The organism is Gloeocapsa sp. PCC 7428 (assembly GCF_000317555.1).
Taxonomy (GTDB): Bacteria; Cyanobacteriota; Cyanobacteriia; order Cyanobacteriales; family Chroococcidiopsidaceae; genus Chroogloeocystis.
Window position 1 is genome coordinate 3,057,870 of sequence record NC_019745.1, and the last position, 21,131, is coordinate 3,079,000.

The 21,131-nt window shown below is 47.0% G+C and carries 12 protein-coding genes; 6 read left to right on the forward strand and 6 right to left on the reverse strand.

What is annotated here, in order from left to right:
• Nucleotides 1–150 precede the first annotated feature (150 nt).
• From pyrH to GLO7428_RS13500, 3 genes are all read left to right on the forward strand, one after another.
• Nucleotides 151–879, forward strand: a complete 729-nt coding sequence (pyrH, locus tag GLO7428_RS13490) for a UMP kinase (protein WP_015189110.1) — start codon at nucleotides 151–153, stop codon at nucleotides 877–879.
• On the forward strand, nucleotides 866–1,414 hold the full coding sequence (frr, locus tag GLO7428_RS13495) for a ribosome recycling factor (protein ID WP_015189111.1): 549 nt from the start codon (nucleotides 866–868) through the stop codon (nucleotides 1,412–1,414). The genes pyrH and frr overlap by 14 nt, the downstream gene beginning before the upstream one ends.
• 550 nt (nucleotides 1,415–1,964) lie before the next feature.
• On the forward strand, nucleotides 1,965–3,098 hold the full coding sequence (locus GLO7428_RS13500; RefSeq protein WP_015189112.1) for a geranylgeranyl reductase family protein: 1,134 nt from the start codon (nucleotides 1,965–1,967) through the stop codon (nucleotides 3,096–3,098).
• Nucleotides 3,099–3,218: 120 nt separating this feature from the next.
• On the opposite strand, the gene GLO7428_RS13505 is transcribed toward GLO7428_RS13500, so the two are convergent.
• Nucleotides 3,219–3,929, reverse strand: coding sequence for a carbonic anhydrase (locus GLO7428_RS13505; RefSeq protein ID WP_015189113.1), 711 nt, complete (start codon nucleotides 3,927–3,929; stop codon nucleotides 3,219–3,221).
• Between the two features lie 274 nt (nucleotides 3,930–4,203).
• Here GLO7428_RS13505 and GLO7428_RS13510 point away from each other — a divergent pair, with 274 nt between their 5' ends.
• Nucleotides 4,204–5,148, forward strand: a complete 945-nt coding sequence (locus GLO7428_RS13510; RefSeq protein ID WP_015189114.1) for a glycosyltransferase family 9 protein — start codon at nucleotides 4,204–4,206, stop codon at nucleotides 5,146–5,148.
• Nucleotides 5,149–5,272: 124 nt separating this feature from the next.
• Here the strand turns inward: GLO7428_RS13510 and GLO7428_RS13515 are convergent, their stop codons facing one another.
• Complete coding sequence (locus tag GLO7428_RS13515; protein ID WP_015189115.1) at nucleotides 5,273–5,743, reverse strand: CRR6 family NdhI maturation factor; 471 nt, start codon at nucleotides 5,741–5,743, stop codon at nucleotides 5,273–5,275.
• A 64-nt stretch (nucleotides 5,744–5,807) separates the two neighbouring features.
• Entirely contained in the window at nucleotides 5,808–7,496 is a 1,689-nt protein-coding gene (locus tag GLO7428_RS13520; protein ID WP_015189116.1) for a GspE/PulE family protein, read from the reverse strand.
• Between the two features lie 811 nt (nucleotides 7,497–8,307).
• On the opposite strand from GLO7428_RS13520, the gene GLO7428_RS13525 reads away from it, so the two are divergent.
• Both GLO7428_RS13525 and GLO7428_RS13530 read left to right on the forward strand, forming a co-directional pair.
• On the forward strand, nucleotides 8,308–8,751 hold the full coding sequence (locus GLO7428_RS13525) for a Fur family transcriptional regulator (RefSeq protein ID WP_015189117.1): 444 nt from the start codon (nucleotides 8,308–8,310) through the stop codon (nucleotides 8,749–8,751).
• A gap of 41 nt (nucleotides 8,752–8,792) precedes the next feature.
• Entirely contained in the window at nucleotides 8,793–10,565 is a 1,773-nt protein-coding gene (locus GLO7428_RS13530) for a DUF3685 domain-containing protein (protein ID WP_015189118.1), read from the forward strand.
• Nucleotides 10,566–10,621: 56 nt separating this feature from the next.
• Here the strand turns inward: GLO7428_RS13530 and GLO7428_RS13535 are convergent, their stop codons facing one another.
• The 3 genes from GLO7428_RS13535 to GLO7428_RS13545 are packed head-to-tail and all read right to left on the reverse strand — an operon-like array spanning nucleotide 10,622 to nucleotide 21,071.
• Nucleotides 10,622–12,016, reverse strand: a complete 1,395-nt coding sequence (locus tag GLO7428_RS13535) for a CheR family methyltransferase (protein ID WP_015189119.1) — start codon at nucleotides 12,014–12,016, stop codon at nucleotides 10,622–10,624.
• A 32-nt stretch (nucleotides 12,017–12,048) separates the two neighbouring features.
• The gene (locus GLO7428_RS29045; protein WP_015189120.1) at nucleotides 12,049–18,033 is read right to left on the reverse strand and encodes a PAS domain S-box protein; all 5,985 of its coding nucleotides are present in this window, start codon (nucleotides 18,031–18,033) and stop codon (nucleotides 12,049–12,051) included.
• Nucleotides 18,034–18,038: 5 nt separating this feature from the next.
• On the reverse strand, nucleotides 18,039–21,071 hold the full coding sequence (locus GLO7428_RS13545; protein ID WP_015189121.1) for an ATP-binding protein: 3,033 nt from the start codon (nucleotides 21,069–21,071) through the stop codon (nucleotides 18,039–18,041).
• Nucleotides 21,072–21,131 lie beyond the last annotated feature (60 nt).

Consider the following 21,131-nt stretch of genomic DNA (forward strand, 5'->3'; position numbering starts at 1 on the left):
AAGATAAATTTCTCTATTCGCTAATCACTCGTTTACTCTTTCACTAACCCCTCGCTCCTCGCTCCTCATCCCTAAAGTAACTAGAGACACAGAACCCCTCTACTGCTATCTTAAATTGGAGGCAATTGCAATCAAATTTATCCTAAATGCATGGGAAAACCTTACCGGCGGATTTTACTAAAACTGAGCGGTGAAGCCTTGATGGGCGACCTGGGCTATGGGATCGACCCGACCATCGTTCAAGAAATTGCGGCAGAAGTCGCAGAAGTAGTAAATAGTGGCGTACAAGTAGCTATTGTAGTAGGTGGTGGCAACATCTTTCGTGGCGTCAAAGCGTCAGCTGCTGGAATGGATCGGGCAACTGCCGACTACATTGGTATGATTGCAACTGTGATGAATGCGCTCACGCTCCAAGATGCCTTGGAACGGATGGAAGTGCAAACACGCGTGCAAACTGCGATCGCCATGCAAGAAGTAGCGGAACCGTATATCCGGCGTCGAGCAATTCGCCATCTCGAAAAAGGACGAGTGGTGATTTTTGGCGCAGGTTCGGGAAATCCGTTCTTCACAACCGATACGACAGCAGCGCTGCGAGCCGCTGAAATTGACGCTGAGGTGATTTTTAAAGCCACCAAAGTTGACGGAGTATACGATTCCGATCCCCATAAAAATCCTGAGGCTAAACGCTATCAAACGCTTAACTATGTCCACGTTTTGACTCAGGATCTGCGGGTAATGGATAGTACTGCGATCGCTTTATGTAAAGAAAACAATATTCCGATTCTTGTCTTTGACCTGTCGGTACGGGGTAACATCCGCCGCGCGGTGACAGGAGAATCGATCGGAACCCTTGTGGGAGGTTTCTGTGAAGTTAGCTGAAGCTGAGAGTACGATGCAAAAAGCCGTTGAAGCAACACAACGCGCTTTTAATACAATCCGCACTGGTCGCGCTAATGCGAGTTTACTTGACCGCGTGATGGTGGAATACTACGGTACTCCCACCGCGCTCAAATCACTGGCGAATATTAGTACGCCTGATGCTACAACAATTACGATTCAACCGTATGACCGTAGCAGTCTAAATCTTATTGAAAAGGCGATTTCGATGTCGGATGTCGGGTTAACTCCGAACAATGACGGTTCAATGATTCGTCTAAACATTCCGCCACTCACGAGCGATCGCCGTAAAGAACTGGTGAAACTCGCCGCGAAGTATGCGGAAGAAGGACGCGTTTCGATTCGGAATATTCGCCGCGATGCTCTTGATACCATCCGCAAACAAGAGAAAAACAGCGAAATTTCAGAAGATGAAGCGCAAGATCTTCAAGATAAACTGCAAAAATTGACGAACAAATACACCAGCAAAATAGATGAATTACTAGCAGAAAAAGAGAAAGATATCACAACTGTTTAAGCTTGTGATATTAGCTATAGCTAATAAATAATAAGGGGTAAAAAGTGAAGTTTTTTACTGACCTTTTCCCCTTAATTTCCTATGTAGTTTTTAGATACAGTAGGATAAAGTTAATCAAATTGCAATTGGTAGTAGTTCATGCAAGTAGTATTAGTATTATGGAACGCATAAATATCTATCGATATTGAGCGCTGAATAAGTGGAGAAAGCCGCTAAAGTAGCGTTTTCTATGACATACAGATTTACAAAAACTTTATCAAATTTAGCTATAATTCATTAAATCTTTATAGATTAAACGAATCAAATAGAAATTATAAATATGGTAATTTAAATGTTAAGTTCAACTTAATGAAGGAGATTGTTACAACTTAATTGCCTGATAATCAACAAAAAACGCATCTAAAAATACTGCTAAAAATCACAAAATGAACTAGTTTTGAGCGGGTAACTTGTGAGTTGAGGCGATCGCATTGCCACGATTGACGGGCAAAATGAGTTAAAACCTGCTTAAGAATAAAGTTAGCGAACTTAGGAGCAAAACTGTAGCATCATGTACGATTGCATAATTGTCGGTGCCGGACCTGCTGGCGGTACAGCAGCCTATCATTTAGCTAAACGAGGACATTCAGTATTAGTTTTAGAGAAAGAATCGCTGCCACGCTACAAGCCTTGTGGAGGTGGAGTTTCACCCGCGATCGCCAAATGGTTTGACTTTGATTTTTCGCCAGCAATTTCCACAAAGGTCAATACCATTCGCTACACCTGGAAAATGGGCGATCCGGTGCAAGCCAAATTGCAAACCCCCGAACCGATGTGGATGGTACGGCGCGACGTGTTTGACCACTTCCTAGTGCAGCAAGCGCAAAAACAAGGAGCCGAACTCCGCGATAACACCGAAGTGAAAGGAATTCAGTTTAAAAGCGACCATTGGCAAGTTGATACGGTAAATGGTCCTGTCACAGGTCGTTATATCATCGCCGCAGACGGTGCGAAAGGACCAATGGCGAAGTGGTTAGGCTTTAAAGACCGCAAACGCCGTTTAGCAGGTGCCTTAGAAGCCGAAGCACCAGCTAAGGTCGAAGATGGTCATATTGCCCATTTCGAGTTTGGGATGGTCAAAAACGGCTACATTTGGAACTTCCCGAAAGCCGACGGTTACTCAATTGGCGTCGGGACATTTATTGGCGGCGAACCTCAAGATTTTAAAGGCATTTTGAGCGAGTACGGTAACTTATTCGGCTTAGATATCAAAACCTGCAAGCAATACGGTCACGCGCTGTGTTTGTGGAATGGCAATCAAAAGCTACATACGCAAAACGCCGTATTAGCAGGCGAAGCCGCGTGTGTCGTCGATCCCTTGACCGCCGAAGGCATTCGCCCATCGATCTTTAGTGGTGTCAAAGCCGCAGAAGCCATTGATCGCGCGATCGCGGGTGACATTAATGCCCTAGAGCGCTACTCGCAAGCGATCAGCGACGAGTGGGGTGCTGATATGGCGTGGGCGCAAAAACTAGCCGGAGTCTTCTACCGCGTTCCTGGTATTGGTTACAAAGTCGGCGTGAAACGTCCCACAGCAACACAACGCATGGGTCAAATCCTGTGTGGGGAAATGAGCTATGGTGATGTCGCCGGTCGCGCCCTCAAGCGCCTCAGTGGTAGCTTAATTCCAGGAATGGGAGGATAAAAGAAGGAACTAGGGGTGAGAAAGTAGGAATGTGGGAGTGTGGGTAATAGAGTTTTGAGTGGTGAGTTATATAAAACACTATTCTATTCTTCCTCTGCTCCCTCTGCTGCCTCTGCACCTCTATCCCTTTCCATTTCCTTTAGCCGATGCTCCTGAGCCTTGATATATACGCTGCTGTTGCTCAGGAGTTAACCACGCGGCTCTGGGTAGTCGAGTTTCAGGCGATACAAATTGACGTCGTACTGGGTCGTATTCGAGAACCTCTCCAGTTTCAATATGATATACCCAGCCGTGTAGGTGAATTTGACCAGAGTGCAATCGGGAATGAATCACAGGGTACGTACGTAAATTTTCGAGTTGAGTCAGAACATTTTCTTCGACGGTTGCTTGCAGCAGTTTTTCGCCTTCGTAGTCTTGATAATTTTCCTTCATCATCCGGCGAGTTGCTTCGGCGTGTTTGAGCCATTGATAAACTGATGGCATTTCTTCTTCTAACTTATCGAGCTTGAGCAATCCTTTCATCGCGCCACAGTGCGAGTGACCGCACACGATGACTTCTTTAATACCCAAAGCATGAATTGCATACTCAACCGCCGCACATTCTCCACCGTTCGTTGCACCGTAGGGCGGAATGATGTTACCTGCATTGCGAATGATAAACATTTCCCCAGGTTCGGCTTGCGTGATTAAGTTCGGGTCAATCCGCGAGTCAGAGCAAGTAATAAATAAAATTCGTGGATGCTGACCTTGCGACAGCAACTCGAACATCTCGCGGTGGGTACTCACATAATTGGTTTGAAACGAATGAATACCCTGAATCAGCTTTTTCATACATATTCCCCTAACGGCGCTTTGCGCAGCACCTTCTTACTTAACTTAAGTTTATGAAATAATCGCCCCTGAAATGCTAAAGAAAGATTTTTTCTTAAAATTACTTTGATTAAAATGTGAAATCACACCAAGAAATATCGAGATTTCCTGACGCTGAAGTTGATTGTGAATCGAGAAAACTTTGAAGATCTTGACTAATTCCCAAAATAAATCACTCAAATAAGTATATGTTCCCCTAAAATAAGGAGCGAGTAAGCGTAAAGTATTATTATTTATGCGAGTAGTAGCCCTAGTCCCTGGCGGCATCGGCGATCAAATCCTATTTTTTCCCACCCTTGATGACCTAAAACAAAATTATCCTAATGCTCAAATTGATGTCGTGGTAGAACCACGCGCCAAAGAAGCATACCGCATCTGCAAGGCAGTCAATAATGTTCTAGCATTTGATTACAAAGACCGGAACAGCGCGGCGGATTGGGTCAATTTAGTAGGTATTCTACGCGATCGCGAGTATGATGTCGTGATTTCAGTAGGGCAACGTTGGTTTGTCGGTTTATTGCTGTGGTTAACCGGAATTCCTACCCGTATCGGCTACAAAGGTGCAGGTAATATGTTCCTCACGAATGCTGTACCTCTGAAATCACAGCAATACGATGCAGCAATGTACCACGATTTGCTGCAAGGGTTAGGAATTAATTCTCCTTGTCCAGAGTTGACAGTTAATGTGCCAGCCGCAGATATTGACTGGGCGGAAGCTGAAAAGAAACACTTGGGAATTCAAAGCAGCGGCTATGTTTTACTGTCGGATAGTTTTGAGCAATCTACGCCGGATAAAAGCTACCCCATGGAAAGTTGGCGGCAAATTATCCAAGATTTTCGCCAGAAACAGCCTGAATTGCCTTTAGTCGCACTTCAATCATCAGATGATATGCGATGGACACAGCTAGCACAAGCGAATCCTGAGCTTAAACTCACATCGCCTCCTGATGTAGGTAAGTTAGCCGCAATGATTGCGGGCGCGGATTTGTTATTGTGTATCGAGGGCGTGCCACTACAGCTAGCCGTCGCGGTACAAACGTATGCGATCGCCCTATTCGGACTGACAGACCCCGCAAAATTATTACCAAAAAGCGATCGCTATATCCCGATTAAATCTCCTAGCGGACAAGTTGCGGATATCACACCCCAAACTGTTTTAGAACGAATTTGGCGGGGCTAAAAGCGTTTTGAGTGATAAGTTTTAATATAGCCCTAGTTAATAAAGTTAAGACATCATCGCAGGTCATAGTGATTTCCCTTGTCTAGAGTAAAAACCTGACCCCTGATCCCTGACCGCTGACCGCTCAAAACATTTCAAAGAACGTATCCTCTAAGTCATAGCCAAACATTTGTCCTATAGACTTGAGGCGCGATCGACTGGGGATACCTTGCTGCTGCATCCAATCGTGCAAAATAAAAATTTTGTGCATCAAGAAAATTTCCAAGGCTTCAGGATTATACTGAATGCCTTCTTTAGCGCTAAATTGATGCGGTACGAGCATTGCAGTATAGCGGGCAAGTTCCCCTGTCCAATCGAGTAAAAATGGCAACCAAGGATACTGCGCGTCTAGACGAATAAACCACAGCCGAATCTCTGGAATCTCAGAAAGTTCTCGCGGATCGTCAGGTTCGCGCGGATAGTCAATCTCAAAGCGCAACTGTTGCTCGTGGGTAGCAATTGTTCCTGCTTGCAGTAGGTTTTCGATCGCCGTTTGCGCCGGAGATAAATCTAAGGTATTGATTTGCTCGAAATGGAGTGCGATCGCCAACGTCATGGAATAACCAAAATCTCAAGGTAAATTCATTGTCGCATTAAGCGCGTGTTTAGAATTTACGCTATCAATTTCCGACATTTCTATACACATTCATAGACTTTAGTTTAGGCGTCCGTTCTTTATCTACCAACTTGTTGTATAAAGCTGTACGCGGTAAGACGCGGAGAACTTCCTCCACTGTTGTTAAACCATTCATCACTTTTTCGACCGCCGCAGTGCGGAACGAAGCAAAATGAATTTCGCGTAAGTAACGATGTAGCTGTGTCACTGTACCTTCATAAATAATTTCCCGCACGGTATCATCGACATCCAATAACTCAACAACTGCTTCGCGTCCTAAAAAACCAGAATTGAAACATATCCCACAACCTCTACCCTTACGCCATTGCCCATTATGCGCGTGTTGCGAGTCAATTCCGAGTACGCGTAAATCAGCTTCTGTCGGGGTGTAAGGTTCGCTACAATGCGGACACACGCGGCGAACAAGTCGCTGTGCCACAATTCCTAATAACGCATCACTGAGTAATCCAGGATCGGGACCAATATCGCGCAATCGCGGAATCGCACCTACTGCATCGTTGGTGTGTAGTGTTGTAAATACCAAGTGTCCTGTCAGTGCGGCACGTACCGCCGTTTCTGCGGTCTCGTGGTCGCGAATTTCTCCCACCATGATAATATCAGGGTCTTGACGTAAAATGGCGCGTAAACCCGCTGCAAACGTCATCCCTGCGGCTTCGTTAACTTGTGTTTGCGTAATTCGTGGCAAGATGTACTCGACAGGATCTTCGACCGTTACAACGTTGACATTTTCGGTGGCTACAGCTTGCAAACTTGTATAAAGAGTACTTGTTTTACCCGAACCTGTAGGACCTGTAAGGATAATCATCCCCTGCGGTTGTTTCAGCCAAGATTTATACACCTCTAGCGTTTGTTGCGTGAATCCCAAATTTTCGAGTTGTGAGAACGGATTTTCACGCGGTAGTAAGCGAATCACTGCCTTTTCGCCGTTGACGCAAGGAAGCGTACTGACACGCATATCCATGCCCATTTCTGCGTGTTCGTCAATCGTGTATTTTTCTTCGATGCGTCCATCTTGCGGGCGGCGACTTTCAGAAATGTCCATTTTTGACATCACTTTAATCGCCACAATCACGCGACGGCTTAACTCTTGAGGTAGCATTGTGATATCGCGTAGCACTCCGTCAATGCGGTAGCGCACGCGCAAACCTTCGGTTGTAGGTTCGAGGTGGATGTCGCTTGCGCGATTGCGTAACGCCCCAGAAAGCAACGTTTTGATGCGTTCAATTTGGTCAGCCGATCGCGACAAATATATTTGCGTCGTTTCGGTAATGTTTTCGGCTTCTTGCTCGCCTGTGAGTGGATTGACAAACGGTGTCGCTGTGATGCGGTTGGTGTTGTGATTTTGAGTGTGATACCAAGTACGGTAACTGTTATCGGATATAGGAATTATTTTGATGCTGCTACCAGTGCGTTCAGCTAAGAAAGCGATCGCTTGCGAATCAATATCGACTGGACTCCCTAAATAGTAACAACCGCGCCACAATAACAACGGAATCACCGGAGGAACGGTGCTTTTGTCAGGAAAGTGACGTAAAAATCGTGAGTTCACATCGCGGTCGAGTAATTCCGTGTTAACGCTTCCGCGATCGTCTACTAGTAGCTTGAGTGCTTCAGCACAGCTAATTTCTTGATTTTTGAGTCTTTGCCAAGCCGAGGGGGTTGCCGATTGCATAATTAATTTAAATTAATAAGTTTGAACTAGTCGTGTAAAATAACTTCTTTATGAAGTTGTTCGATTACGTAATAGCACTTCTTCTTTACTTATACCTTGACACTACTCAAGCAGCTACTTGAAAATTAGTCAACCGCATTTAATCTTGTAAGTAGATTTCTCTATCTCATTTCTAATAGATTTTTAATATCTATCTTTGAAAATTGAGATTTTTTAGCTATTTACAACTATTATTAATTATATTTTCTGATAAAAAAACTATCTATTTTCCAAATCTCAATTACCACAATTATTGAAGTAAGAATGTTTGTCTTGATTAGAAGATTATAGTAAATTCTTTTGTCAACGCGTTCAATAGTTAAATCTTCTGATCAGAAGTCATTTAAGAAAGAAATAATTTTGCAACAGTTAAATAAATTAAAAATAAGTAAAAATATGGCAATATCTATTTATTTAACTTTAGTCAATATGCAAAAAGTACGTTTTCTCAAGCGATCGCTATCATGATTGAGTATCTTTACTCATAACCACAACCGAATTCGCGGCAGGTTAAGCGAGTCAGGCTAAGGCTTGTAGACATTTATGGCAAATTTAAGTTAAAGTTGTAATGAGTTTGTTTACCAAATAACATCTTAAGCTGCTCACGAGGTCGATAGCAGGTGGCATTTCATTGCCAAGGCGTTCAAGGTAGCAACTCGCGGGTAAATAGCAGTTTAGATGGAACGCAATTAGCTCCAATACGATTACCCGTTTCGGTAAAATAATAAACAAGGGGTAGATTCACTACCCGATCGCAAAAGAAGTTTCAGCCATGCAAAAAGAAGCGGCAGCTACCAAACCAATTCGTTCACTTGAAGATGCTGTTGCTCAGTGCCAAGCACTGGGTATGCGCTTGAGTCGCCAGCGTCGCTTCATCTTGGAGCTACTTTGGCAAGCGCAAGAACACCTATCAGCAAGAGAAATTTACGATCGCCTCAATCAGCAAGGAAAAGAGATCGGACACACATCGGTGTATCAAAACTTAGAAGCACTTTCGAGTCAAGGTATCATTGAGTGCGTTGAACGCTCAGACGGACGCCTCTACGGAAACATCAGCGATTCGCACAGCCATGTGAATTGCTTAGATACTAACCAGATTTTGGATGTAGAAGTAGAACTTCCAGAAGATTTGCTAGAGGAAGTCGAAAGAAGAACCGGAGTCAAAATCACAGATTATAGTATTAACTTTTACGGATATCGACAGACACAAGTGTAAGATGTGCGCGTACGCTGAATGTGGAGGCACTATCGAACACAATGAGCGATCGCACCATCAAGTTATTATTAGTTGAGCCTGACCCAATTTTTCGGATGGGATTTTCGCGGCTCATCGTTGAATCTTACGCTGATATCCAAATCGTTGCCGAAGCTGAAGCGGGTTCTTCGGCAAGAAAAATCTTAGCAGACCTGGCGAGAGAAACTGCTACGGCGTTCTCTAGTGGTTTACCTTCAGATACCGCAGTCAATTTAGTTGTATTAGAGCTACAGCTAGGGCTAGAACTTTGCCAGCAGCTAAAATCGCATTATCCTGACTTGCCGATATTAATTCTCAGTTCGGTGCAGGAAACAGCCTTGTTAGCTTCAGCTAAGGCTATAGGGGTGGAAGGTTACTGTCCTAAAGGAACTTCGATTGTTGAGGTAGTTGCAGCTATTCGCCAAGTCGCCGCAGGAAGGAATTATTGGATGGAAGCTGAAGCGCTGCAAAATCCTTTAGCGGCACCAAGTATTCTTGCCTTAGTCCGAAATCACCTACGATGGACGGGATTACAGCAAATTGATACAACTTTAGCAGCGGTCACAGCGCGATTACAAGTTCCTGGTTTGTCATTGCTCGATCGTGCCTTTTTAGCCGGACAACGTCGAGAACTCCTCGCCTCGCGCTGGCTCGTGACGCATTTATTACCTATCCCAGAAGGGAAAAGTTACACTAAAATTGCGAATAATTCCTCAATAGCAGGAAATATCGCTTCATCATTCGAGACAGACGCTAGTGAAGATGTCTCCGCATTATCGCCGCAGACAAGCACGCCTTCAGTATCAATTGTCCGATTAGAAAATGGTAACTTGAGCCGCCGAGTTGAAGCAAATGAGATTTTAGAGGTCACTTCGGCTAAGCTTGAACTAAGTTTGCAAAACTTGACAACGATAACGCTCGAAACCGATATTTTTCGGGAAGGAAAGAAGCGCGAGTTACTCAAAACTATCTTACAAAAAGTTGTAGAAGTTTTAGAAGATTTACGTTTTGCGCAAGTACAGCCGGAACAGTTAGTTGAAATGCAGCGCTTGATTCTCCGCGATTTGTGGCAAGGCGCAACTGTAGACTTTTTTGGTAGATATGCGATGCTACAAGTAGGCGATCGCAACTTAGAAATTGTAAATCTTCTTCTACAAGATGTCGAAATTGTTCAAGTTGAAATTCTCAATAAAATTCCCTTAGTCAGTGACTTGTTTTCGTTTTTATTATTTCAAACCCCACTAGTCATTGATAATTTCCCATATAAAGCAGATACGCCAGAAGCAAAAGCACGCGCTGAAATAATTTTACACAATCTCTTGATTCATGTAGCGAATGCTGTAGCACAGCCTTTGTTAAATAGGCTGGCTGATGTAGAAATTATTAAGCAAAACTTTTATGACAGTCGATTAATTTCTACGCGGGAAATTGAAAGGTTTAGAAATAATTTATCTTGGAGATATCGCTGGAATAAGTATTATATTGAACCCAAGGCAATATTTGAAAGTCGCTACGATTTATTGATTTTTATCAGTAGAGGTATTGCTAAAACATCAATTTATGCACCGCGCGGTCAGGAATTACAGCAACTTTCTGGGATTCCGCAATTAGTGACTTTAGCACTCGAATTACGCGATGCGATCGCGCCTCGGTTTCGTGCTGTCATCGCGTTTTTAGGAAGTGGTGTTGTTTATGTCTTGACACAAGTTATTGGGCGTGCTATTGGCTTAGTTGGTCGCGGTATTCTCCAAGGAATTGGTGGTTCAGTATCGGAAGGAAGAAAGAAGAAATTTTAATAGGGGCAATGAGGGGCAAGGCAGTGCAATGAGGGGCAAGGCACTGCCTTGCCCTATTATCTAGCGCCCTCAGAGCTTTGATTCCTCTTATGTGTATCTTCAGCAAGAATGTGAATTTCTTGGCGCGCGGATTCCAATTCAGTTTGTGTTGTTTGAAGTGCTTCAGAAACTCTTTTTAACTCTGCGTTTGTGTATTCAAGTTTATCTTTTAGCCGCTTGCAGTCAGTTTTATTAACAAACGTCAGTATGCTTCCTAGTAACTGCTTTTTAGCGTTTAAGACAGGTGCGATCGCTACGTCAAAGTATTGAGTACCTTGTGAAGTTTTTCGCTCAATATCCTTCAGTATCGCGGGGCGACGATGACAATAAAAGGTTTTTACTGAAGTGTGAGCAGCAATGAGTTTTCCAGGTTCAAGTTGGTGAAACGGGTAGTTCCAGTCATCAAGCGTTAAACCAAATAAAATATTTGCTTGCTCATTTGCACCAACTAAGCAACCACTAATATCGACAGCAAATTGCGCAACAGTGTTAGTTTCAAATGCGGTTTGCCAGAATTGAGTTTGGCTTGTCAGCGATTCGGCTAATTGCCCTTTACTAGATTTAGGGTTAATCGCTAAATGATCTTCTAGATCCAACTTTAAGCCTTTGGTATAAATTTGATGCTTCATATGCACAGGTGTAAAAATTTGCCTACGGTTGACGAGGGTTTCTGACTTGCCTAGAAATAAAAAGCCAGTCTTTTTGAGTGCGAAATGAAAGCGAACTAGGATAGAGGCTTGAGCTTCAGGATTGAAATAGATCAGTACATTACGGCACATTAGTAAGTCAATCTTGGAAATAGGAGCATCTTGAGTCAAGTCATGACGACCAAAGATGATGTTTTGACGCAGGATTGGGCGAATAACATAACCTTGGTCAGTTTGTTCAAAGTATTTTTGGAGTAAATCGCGCGGAACGCTACTCACTTCTAAATCGCTGTAAGTAGCTTGGCGTGCCTGTTTTAAGGCAGCTTCATCAGCATCCGTTGCGTAGCACTGGACTCGTTGCAGACAGGATTCGATACCGAGTGTTTCGGCTAATAAGATCAGGAGACTGTAGATTTCTTGTCCGGCGGCACAACCTGCACTCCAAACTCGAATTGGTTCATTGGGTTGTTTGCTCGCAATAATTTTAGGAATAATGTCGGTAGCTAAATAATCCCAGGCATCGCGATCGCGAAAGAAACTGGTGAAGTTGATGAGAACATCGTTGAGCAGCACGAGGTACTCTTGCGAATGACGTTGTAAATAGTGTAAGTATTTTTGATAGCTATCAATACTGAGGTTCTGCATTCGGTGTCCAAACCGCCGCATTAAGGTCGAGCGTTTGTAGCCCGTCAAGTCACATCCTCGGTTATGCTTGAGGTAGTTTAATAACGCTTCAAATTCGGGATTGGCTTCGGGCAAGCTCATGACATAGGAATTGGGGAATCGGTGGTCTGCAACTATGAGTTACTGGTTTTTAAAAGCGGTAGTCTGACGATGAAAGTTGCTCCTTGCGCTTCTCCGGCACTTTCAGCATAAATCGTGCCGTTGTGAAGTTCGACTAAATGGCGGGCGATCGCAAGTCCTAGTCCCAATCCACCGGCTGAACCTGATTCGGCTTGACGAAAGCGATCGAAGACATAAGGAAGAAATTCACTAGCGATGCCAATGCCAGTGTCGATGACGCGAATTTCAGCAAACGAGACATCAGAATTTTTACCTTTAATCCTTGCTAGTTCAACCGTAATGCTCCCTGATGGGGTAAATTTAATTGCATTAGTTAGTAGATTGCAAACAATTTGCTGGAGCCGATTTGCATCACCCAAAACCCAGGTACTCGCACTACTCGCAATAGCTGGTTCATCAGTGGGTTTCTCGAATTCTACACGAATGCTTTTCGCGATCGCCGCAGTCAAGACTGCGGCGATCGCCGTTTCAATCACCGATTCCAGTTCGATCGGCTCTAACCTCAATCGCAGTTTGCCTGCGGTAATGCGCGAGATATCCAGCAAGTCTTGAACGAGCTTGGCTTGCAATGTGGCATTGCGCTCGATCGTGTCTAATGCCTTCGCTAACACGGATGTACTGGGGGGCTTGCTCCGCAGCAAGCGCGTCCAACCGAGAATCGACACGAGGGGAGTGTTCAGTTCGTGGGAAACCGTGGAGAGTAATTCGTCTTTTTGGCGATTGATGGCTCGTTCGTGCTGGAGTGCTTCCCCGCGCAGGTGTACCATGTGGAGATGAGCATTGACGCGAGAAACGAGTTCCTGTGCTGAGAAGGGTTTGATGAGGTAGTCATCTGCACCTGCTTCTAATCCTTCGACGATCGCTGCTTCTCCTGCACGCGCAGATAGCAAAATAATCGGAATTTCTCTAGTACGCGGATCAGATCGCAAAGCTTGCAGCAATTCAAAGCCGTCTAAGTTTGGCATCATCACATCGCTGAGGATCAAATCTGGAAGTTGTGCTTGCACCGATGACAGCGCTGCTGCTCCGTCTGCAACGGCTGCAACTTGAGCGTGTTTGCTCAAGATGCGAGTGAGGTAATCGCGTATATCTGGATTGTCATCCACTAAAAGGATGCGAGCCGTTTGAGAGTTTTGAGTTAAAGAGTTTTTTTCTAACTCAGAACTTAACACTGAGAACTCAACACTCGCCTCTTTAGTGGGAAGCAAAAGTTCTGCCTCTTGCACGTAAGCAGTCGCCTCGACTGAGGTTGACGTGAGCGTACGCGATGCTTTGATCCGCTCCTGCGGTAAGTGTTCTACTCCAAAAGGCAGCGTAATTGTAAAACAACTTCCTTGACAAGGCGTACTGCTGACGTTAATGGTTCCACCTTGTAATTGCACCAGTTCGCGTACAAGCGCTAAGCCAATGCCAGATCCTTCATGAAATCGCGCTTGTGTTCCCCGCACTTGATAGAATCGCTCAAACAAATGCGGCAATTCTTCCAGCGCAATTCCGGTTCCAGTATCTTGAACCTCAAAAATAACGTGATGATTGACGGGATGAAGGCTAACTCTGATTTCACCGTTTAACGTAAACTTAAACGCATTCGAGATCAGATTGAGGACAATCTTTTCCCACATTTCGCGATCGACATACACAGGTTCAGGCAACGGTAGACAATCGACAATTAGCCGTAAACCTGCTTGCTCGATCGCCGAACGAAATACTGAAGCTAACTCAGCGGTGAATCTTGATAGATCAGTCGGTTCATAAACGGCTTCGATGCGTCCGGCTTCGATGCGCGAGAAGTCGAGGAGCGTATTGACTAATTTCAGCAGGCGCAAACTGTTGCGCTGGGCAAGTTCTAGGCGTTCCCGATGAATGGGAAGCAGGGGATGAGTGCGATCGCTTAACGCATCTTGCAATGGAGCCAATAGCAGCGTTAGCGGTGTGCGAAATTCGTGGCTGACGTTACTGAAAAAGAGGGTTTTGGCGCGATCAAGTTCTGCCAGAGTCTCGGCGCGTTGGTGTTCTTGTTCGCGGGCAGATTGTTCTCGAATAAGTTGCAGTCGTTCGGCTTCAGCTTGTTTGCGATCGTTGATGTTCTGGAAAACGATCGTCACTTGTCGATCTTGTGGATTGCCATAGGGCAACACATCGACTTCAAACCAGATATTGAGATACTCCTGGTACACCTCAAAGTGAACCAGGGCGTTAGTGACAAGCGCCTGATGGTAGTGTTCAAACCAATCTGACTCAACAGACGGGATGAGTTCTCTCAAGGTTTTGCCTTGAGCCTGGGGCAATCCAGTTTGGGTCTCAAACGAGGGACTGACTTCTAAAAAGCGGCAATCGATGGGTCTATTGTCATCGTCATACAGCACTTCGAGCAGCGCAAAGGCATCGTTAATTGACTCAAACAGCGATCGATATTTCGCTTCTGATTCTCGTAGGGTTGCTTCGGCGCGGGCGCGTTCTATGGCAGCCCAGACATACTCGCCGACTTCCTCCAGCAGCACCCGCTCAGACTCGTTCCAGTGACGGGGTGTGGTCATGGCGGCTGCCATTGCCCAGATGACTTGGTGTTGCCCCTTTCGCAATGCCACAATCAGCAGTGCTCGCAGGTGCAACTGGTCCAGCAGTGCCTTCTCAAACTCCGAGAAGGCACTGCTGGTTACATCGTGGATGACCATCGGCTGGGTCGCAAGCTGCCGCATCGTTTCGGGGTAATCCGACAGCCGAAAGACACCCGACATCGGGGGCAGATCCGGTCGGTGGTATTCTGGGCCGACTGTGGAAATGTCCTGCTGCTCAAACACCTCGCTCAGCCAAAAGCGATCGAGGTGCAGATGTTCGGCAAGCATCCGAACCGCTCGGTTCGCTACGGAGTTTGCATCGGGTTCCGCACGCAGCGTGTCGCCCAATTTCAGCAGAAACGCCTGCCGAGCCTCGCGTTCACGCAACGTTTGCTCTGCGCGTTTGCGATCGCTAATGTCGGAGAAGACGATCGCAACAAAGCGCCCGTTATCGTCAATGCGTGAGAAGTAGACATCGAACCAGCGGTCAACGTCCTGCTGATAGTTTTCTTCCCGCACGGATTCGCCGGTTCTCGCAACCCGATTGTACAGGTCGAGCCAGTAATCCTCGACGCTGGGGATAACGTCGAAGATCGAACGCCCGACGACATTGTAAACGCCACCATGACGTTCGTAGGCGCGATTCACCTGGCGGAAGATGATATCGACGATCTCGCCCTGGTCGTCGTAGATCATCTCAACAATGGCTAACCCCTCATCGATCGAGTCGAACAAAGTGCGGTATTTCTGTTCCGATTCATGCAGAGCAGTTTCAGCATGGGCGCGTTGGATATCTGCCCAAATGCGTTCGGCGGTTTCACGCACCAGTTCAACTTCCGCCTCTGTCCACTCGCGGGGCGTGGGTTCGTTCAAGGTGAGTGCACCGACTAATACCTCTCCCTTGATCAGCGGCAGGGCAACAAACCCAACCATTTGGAGCATCGCCATCGCTGCCCGTTCAGCATCGGGAACGAGGTTTGAGGATTGCGTATCTGCAACAACGATAGTTTCGCCCCTTCGCATAATTTGCATACTCCACCCGTATTCCGCCAGCGGGTACTCTCCGACGATCGAAGGCGAGTCGCCACGCGAATAATGTCGATTGACGCGGGCGTACCCCTCCGCCTCGTGGACTTCGACGTAGTAGGCACGGTCAACGCCCAACTGTTCGCCCAAGAGACGGCACGCTTCTGCCTGAATTTCAACGGGATCTGTGAGCGATCGCAACGCATCCGACAACTTGACTCGAAAGGCATCCATGTCAGCCGCGCGGCGCAATTGTTCTTCTGAGCGTTTGCGATCGCTGATATCGTTGAACACCACAGCAAGGTGACGGCTCCCTGCACCGCCAATCCGCGAGGCATAGACAGTATACCAATGGTCAGTGGAGGCTGTGTAGTATTCGGTACGCCTCCCTCTGCCGGAAATTACGACATCACTGTAAAAATCAAGTAGCTGCTGTTCCAAATTGGGGGCGATTTCCAACAGCGTCTTGCCGGCTGCATCGGTTAAGCCAGTTTGTTGCTCCCAGGCTGGATTCGTTTCCACAATCCGAAAATCAGCGGGATGACCCGACGAGTCGGGAATCATTTCCAGCAGGGTAAAGCCTTCATCAATTGATGTGAATAGTGTTCGATATTTCGCTTCCGACTCGTCGCGTAATGTTTCCAGGGCAACCCGTTGCTCATGAATATCGGTCGCCGCACTGTACATCTTGATCACCTTGCCACTCTCATCCTTGAGCGGCGAAGCCTTGACGACGAACCAGCGATAGGTTCCATCATGCCGACGAATGCGGTGTTCCTGTAAGAGCAGCATCCCCTGTTCGACGGCTTCCCGGTAACGCCGCGCTGACCCTTGGCGATCGTCTGGGTGAATGGCATCCCTCCAACCCCAGCCGATCGCCTGCTCGAAGGTTTGCCCCGTGTATTCCATCCAGCGCTGGTTATACCAGTTGGTCGAGCCGTTCGGTTCGCTGTCCCACAGCAGGTCGGGAACGAGGTTGGCGATCAACTGCAAGCGGGCTTGGGATTCGCGCGGGGCTTGCTCAGCTTGTTTGCGATCGCTAATGTCATAAGAGACCGCAAGCACCGCATAAATCTCGCCATTTTCAGCCCGCAGCGGCATTCCGCGCGAGATGTAGGTGCGATCGTGGGCGTTGTGCTCATGCTCAAACGACTCACCGAAGAGAGCTTTTTGGTACATTGCCTCGTATTTTGGCACTAATTCGGGCGGCATCACCTCGAAAATTGTATGCCCAATGAGATCTTCAGGTTTAAATCCCGCGACAGCCAACGCTTCGCCTTCAGCAAGTAGATAGCGCAAATCGCGGTCAACGACAAACACTGCCCCACCTGGCAGATTTTCAACCAGCACCCGCAAGCGTTGTTCCGATTCGCGTAATGCTTCATTTATTAAGCGCTGTTCGTGAATGTCGATCGCGGCTCCAAACCACTGAGTCACTTGCCCATCGGCATCAAAAGTTGGCTCCGCCTGGACTTGAAACCAGCGATAATTGCCATCTTTACCTCGGATGCGGTGTTCTTGGCGCAGGGGACGACGCTGATCCACCGCGTTCTGAAAATTGGTGAGGGATTGAGCGCGATCGCTCGGATGAATCACCTTGAGCCAGCCATAGCCCTGCGCTTCTTCCAGCGTTTGCCCAGTGTAGTCGAGCCAGCGATCGTTATACCAACTCGTGTTGCCTGTAGCGTCATTGCGCCAGAGCATATCGGGGACTAAGTTGGCGATCGCCCGAAAATACGCTTCTGCTTCTCGCGCCGTCTTTTCGGTGCGTTTGCGTTCAATAATCTCAGCCTCTAGTTGGGCATTCTTTGCGAGTAATTCCTGAGTTTGTCGCTGTTGCAGATGCAAGTTAGCCGCCGTAAAATCTGCCAGGCTCGTCATCACCCGCACGTCTTCCGAATCAAAATGTCGAGTAGAATCGTGCGACATGATCCAGATTGTACCGAGAACATGGTTATCTGCAATCAAAGGCAATACTAAACCTTCGACAATTAGGGTATTAGCTGCTTGAAAGTAGGTGAAATACCGTTCGGGATGGGCAAAAAGTACAAGTGTGCCGCGATCAAGACAAACTCCACAAGGGCTAAAGTTACGGGGAATAGTACCACCGACGGATTGTGCTAATGTTCCGGCTAATACAGTCCAACGAAAAACTTCGCCATCAGCCGTGGCTTCCAGCAAACTTACTCCTACAGTTCCAGCACTGCATAAATCGAGTGCCATGTCAACTAAGGTTTGGAGCATTGTTTCTGGCTGATGCACCAATTGCCGTGCCAAGGTATGCAATGCCTGATTTTCGGCGAGCAAGTTGGGGAGACGATCTGGTCGCTGCGACAACTCCTCGGTAATTAAAATGTCGTCCAGGGTAACGGTTTCGCGCTGAGGTCGTTGCATAGCACTTAACACTCCCGCCCTTGGGCATCAGCGTTGATTAATGGCAGCCTAACGGTAAATGTTGCTCCTCGTCCTTCTCCCTCACTCGCTACCTCGATCGTACCCTGGTGCAATTCAACGAAAAGACGCGCGATCGCAAGTCCAATACCCACACCACCAGGCGCGTGACGGCTGGGAACTTCAGCTTGTGTAAAGCGATCAAAAACATAGGGAAGAAAGTCAGGCGCAATACCGATGCCAGTGTCTTTGATTTGGATTTGAGCGCAGGTGGTCATTGATTGCTTGCTATCTTTACCAAAGACTGATGAGTCATTATTCATTACTTCTAATTTCACTTCTACCTGTCCTCCTGAAGGTGTGAATTTGATTGCATTGGACAGTAAATTATTGATGATTTGTTTAAGGCGATCGCCTTCTCCAGAAACGGCGATCGCTGTCGCTGGCAACGTCTCGACGAGTTGAATGTGCTTTTCCTGCGCCGTCGGACGCAACATCGCAACAACTTTTTTTGTGAGAGCAACTAGCTCAACGCTTTGAGGCTGTAATTGATACTTACCAGCGAGGATGCTGGCAACATCCAACAAATCTTTCACGAGTTTGGCTTCAACTGTAGCATTGCGCTCGATTGTGGCTAGCGCCCGTGCCGCCCTAGAGGAGTCAAACAGTTGGCTTTGCAATAAGCGTGTCCAAGCAAGAATCGCTGCTAGCGGGGCTTGCAGTTCATGCGTCACGGTCATGAGAAATTCATTCTTGAAGCGGTTAGCGGATCGGTCTTGGCGCAGGCGTGCCATTTGTAACTGTGTATTAACACGTGCCGTTAGTTCGCGAGCAGAGAGTTTGACTAGGTAGTCGTTGGCTCCCGCTTCCAATCCTGCGATCGCCGCTTCTTCCCCCGCGCGTGCAGATAGCAGAATGACCGGAATACTTTTAGTTTGCGGATCGGATCGCAGTGCGTGCAGTAATTGAAATCCGTCTAATTCTGGCATCATGACATCGCTCAACACCAAATCAGGCGGATCGTTTTGGATCGTCGCTAAGGCGATCGCGCCATTGGCAGCTGTCTCGACTTGCCAGTGCTGACTCAACAACTGCCGCAGGTAATCGCGCATATCGGCGTTGTCATCCACAAGGAGAATGCGCGCCGAAGAGGAGCTAGGGGCTAGAGGTTGGGGGCGAGTAGAAGATTTTTCCTCGACCCCTTCTTCGGGTAGCCACCGCAACGCTTCTTCTATATAAGAAATTGCTTCGGTTGCTGTTGACGTTAGCGTTCGAGTTGCTTTAATCTGCGCTTGGGGAAGATGCGCCGAGCCGAGCGGAATCGATACTGTGAAGCAACTACCTTCTTGCTCAATACTGCTTGCCTGAATCGTTCCACCATGCAGTTTCACCAATTCCTGCACCAGCGATAAACCAATCCCCGATCCTTCAAACGTGTGTCCCTGTGCCCCTTTGACGCGATGAAATCGTTTAAACAGATGGGGAATTTCTGCGGCTGGAATCCCGATGCCTGTATCTTTTACAGCAAGCTCAACCCGATCGCTGACTAGGCGTAATCTAACTGTAATCTCGCCTGTCAAGGTAAATTTGAACGCATTGGAAATCAAATTGAGAACGATCTTTTCCCACATCTCGCGGTCAACATAAACCGGCTCAGGCAACGGTGGACAATCGACGATGAAGCGCAAATTTGCCCGTTCGATTGCGGAGCGAAACACCCTGGCTAATTCAGCTGTAAAGGTTGCTAAGTCCGTCGGTTCATAAACAGCAGACAAGCGATCGCTTTCGATCCGCGAGAAATCGAGCAGGGTGTTGACCAGTTTCAGCAGGCGTAACCCGTTACGCTGTATAACTTCAAGGCGCTGTCGTTGATGCGGCGGCAAGGGATTGCTTTGATCTGCTAAAGCATCTTCAGCAGGACCCAGCATCAGGGTTAGCGGGGTGCGAAACTCGTGAGAAACGTTGTTAAAGAAGGTGGTTTTGGCTCGGTCTAATTCTGCTAGAGCCTCGGCGCGTTGACGTTCTTCCTCGTAAGCTAAGGTATTGGCGATCGCTGTCGTTACCTGTCCAGCAACCAGTTCAAAAAAGCCTCGGTAATCATCATCAAGCGGTCTATACGGGCTAATACCAGCAATCAAGACTCCTAGTTCTTGTCCAGGTCGGGTCAAGGGCAGGACGATCGCACTGTTGGGCGATTCATCCCACGCGCCGCCTGGAAGCGCTCCAAAGCGATCAATTAAATGGTCAATCACGCGGATTTCTCCAGCGGCTAAAATCGAATTGAGCGACCAGCAATCTGATGTTTCACTGATTCGAGAAAGTTCGATGATACTGGGGCTAACAGTCGTGTTAATTGCTAAATTGGCCGTACTCGCAAGTTGAGCTTGTTGGCGGTCTTTGTCGAGGCGGTAAATCAGCGCAAAGGGAATGTCACGGGGGTTATTGGCTAATACAGTAGCGGAAATCTGGCAGGCTTCGTCTACTGTCTTAGCATGGGCTGTCTCTACACCTAATTCGCGTAGCGTTCGCAGGCGGCGATCGTCTAATACTCGCCTGGTGTCTTCGGTGCAGGCGCAAAAAATTCCCCCCACGCCACCGTCATCTGTGCTAATGGGACTGTAGGAAAAAGTAAAGTAGGTTTCCTCTCGATAGCCATTGCGCTCCATAATCTCTAGGAATTCTTCATTCCAGGATGGTGTGCCGCGCTCCAACACATCATCTGCTAGCGGACTCAATATGTGCCAAATCTCTGACCAGATATCACTCGCCGATTCACCTAAAGCTTTGGGATGCCGCTTTCCTAACATGGGAATATAAGCATCGTTGTAGAAGTTGATTAGGTCTTGCCCCCACCAGATGAACATTGGGTAACGAGAGCCTAAGATAATCTGAATTCCCGTTTTTAAGCTTTGTGACCAGGTTTCAACAGGACCAAGCACGCTTTGCGACCAATCGTGCGATCGCATCAACGCTCCCATTTCACTACCCCCTGCAAAAATTGTTTCAGCCAAGGTGCTTTGGGGTTCAGAGGTTATCGTCATACCTGGTCCTCGCTGTGACAATATATTTGGCTGTTCAAGATTTCATTGAATACTTAAAAC